Origin of the sequence: Streptomyces sp. NPDC005485, from assembly GCF_040606085.1 — a bacterium.
Classification (GTDB): domain Bacteria; phylum Actinomycetota; class Actinomycetes; order Streptomycetales; family Streptomycetaceae; genus Streptomyces.
In genome coordinates this window covers 1-1973 of sequence record NZ_JBEXDZ010000314.1, presented here as the reverse complement: position 1 = coordinate 1973, position 1973 = coordinate 1, and the positions used below count along the sequence as shown (strand labels likewise).

Below are 1973 nucleotides of genomic sequence, written 5' to 3'. Positions count from 1 at the left end.
CGTGGATACACCCTGCGGCCGGGTGCGGTGGCCGGGGGCCGGAGGCCGTGGAGCGGGCGACGGGAATCGAACCCGCGTAGCTAGTTTGGAAGACTAGTGCTCTACCATTGAGCTACGCCCGCGCAGGATGCGCCGCAGGTCAGTGACCGCGGCACAGGAGGCATCGTAGCGGGTCGTACCCCCTCACCGCACACCCCGTTTCCCGGCCACACGTGCGCTCGTGAAATTGCGGCAGCCGCACTGTCTGCGGGCATGTACCCTACGTGTCGCACCAGACGGGGTGTGGCGCAGCTTGGTAGCGCGTCCGCTTTGGGAGCGGAAGGCCGTGGGTTCAAATCCCGCCACCCCGACCACCGAGCCGTGCCACCGGCAAGATCGCCTTTTGGGGCGCGTACCGCCTGCGGTTACTATGCAAGCTGCGCGCCCTGTGTCTGTACTTCCGAGTCTCTCAAGGGCCGCGAATCCGCCGAAGGGCTGCCCGACCGGGCAGATCACCTGGCAGAACCCCAAGAAGTCAGCCCCCAAGGAGACCGAACCGTGAAGAGCGCCGTGGAGACCCTGAACCCGACTCGGGTTCGGCTCAGCATCGAGGTGCCCTTCGAGGAGCTCAAGGACAGCCTCGACGCGGCGTACAAGAAGATCAACCAGCAGGTCACGGTGAAGGGCTTCCGGAAGGGCAAGATCCCGGCGCGCGTCATCGACCAGCGGTTCGGTCGCGGCGCCGTGCTCGAAGAGGCCGTCAACGACGCGCTCCCGAAGTTCTACACCGAAGCGGTCAACGAGGCCGAGCTGAACGTCCTCGGTCAGCCCGAGGTCGACATCACCGAGCTGAAGGACGGCGAGACGCTGAACTTCACCGCTGAGGTCGACGTCCGCCCGACCATCGAGATCCCGGACTATTCCGGCATCGAGGTCGAGGTCGACGCCATCGAGGTCAGCGACGAGGACGTCGAGAAGGCCGTCACCGAGCTGCGCGAGCGCTTCGCGTCGACCTCCCCGGTCGAGCGCGCCGCCGAGGACGGCGACGTCCTCACGCTCGACCTGCAGGCCAAGGTCGACGGAGAGGTGCTGGAGGACGGCGTCGCGGACGGCGTCTCCTACACCATCGGCTCCGGCGAGCTGCTGGAAGGCATCGACGACGCCGTCAAGGGCCTGGAGGCCGGTGGCGAGGCCACCTTCACCTCCGAGCTGAAGGGCGGCTCCGCGGCCGGCAAGGAGGCCGAGGTCACCGTCAAGGTCACCCAGGTCGCCGCCCGCGAACTCCCCGAGCTGGACGACGAGTTCGCGCAGCTCGCCTCCGAGTTCGACACCCTGGAGGAGCTGCAGGCCGACAGCCGCAAGCGCCTCGAGAACATGAAGCAGTACGACCAGGCCACGCAGGCCCAGGAGCGCGTCCTGGAGAAGCTGCTCGAGCTCGTCGAGGTGCCCGTCCCCGAGAAGCTGCTCGAGGACGAGATCAACACCCGCAAGCACAACCTGGAGCACCACCAGCTCGGCCAGATGGGCCTCGACCTCGAGAAGTACCTCGAGATCCAGGGCAAGACGGTCGAGGAGTTCGACGCCGAGACCAAGGAAGCCGCGGTCAAGGGCATCAAGACGCAGTTCGTCCTCGACGAGCTCGTCAACAAGGAGAAGCTGAACGTCAACCAGGAGGAGCTCACCGAGCACCTCATGCGGCGCGCGGCCTCCTCCGGCATGTCCCCCGACCAGTTCGCCCAGGCCGTCGTCGAGGGCGGCCAGGTCCCGATGCTGGTCGGCGAGGTCGCCCGCGGCAAGGCCCTCGCGGTCGTCGTCGAGGCCGCCACGGTCAAGGACACGAACGGCGAGATCGTCGACCTGGACGACGAGGACGAGACGGAGACGGCCGCCGAGGTCGCCGCCGACGCCACGGACGGCGACGCCACCGAGGCCACGGAGACCACCGAGGCGTAAGCCTCGGCGCTCCAAGAACTGTGCGGCGGGCCCGGGGTCAC

At 67.8% G+C, this 1973-nt stretch carries 1 protein-coding gene and 2 tRNA genes; 2 read left to right on the top strand and 1 reads right to left on the bottom strand.

Going from position 1 to position 1973, the window contains the following annotated elements; translation table 11 throughout:
• Positions 1–48 precede the first annotated feature (48 nt).
• A tRNA-Gly gene (locus tag ABZS97_RS43845) sits at positions 49–122 on the bottom strand.
• Positions 123–276: 154 nt separating this feature from the next.
• On the opposite strand from ABZS97_RS43845, the gene ABZS97_RS43840 reads away from it, so the two are divergent.
• Together ABZS97_RS43840 and tig are read left to right on the top strand one after the other, a co-directional pair.
• Positions 277–353 (top strand) — tRNA-Pro (locus tag ABZS97_RS43840).
• A 184-nt stretch (positions 354–537) separates the two neighbouring features.
• On the top strand, positions 538–1932 hold the full coding sequence (gene tig / locus ABZS97_RS43835; RefSeq protein WP_356149646.1) for a trigger factor: 1395 nt from the start codon (positions 538–540) through the stop codon (positions 1930–1932).
• Positions 1933–1973 lie beyond the last annotated feature (41 nt).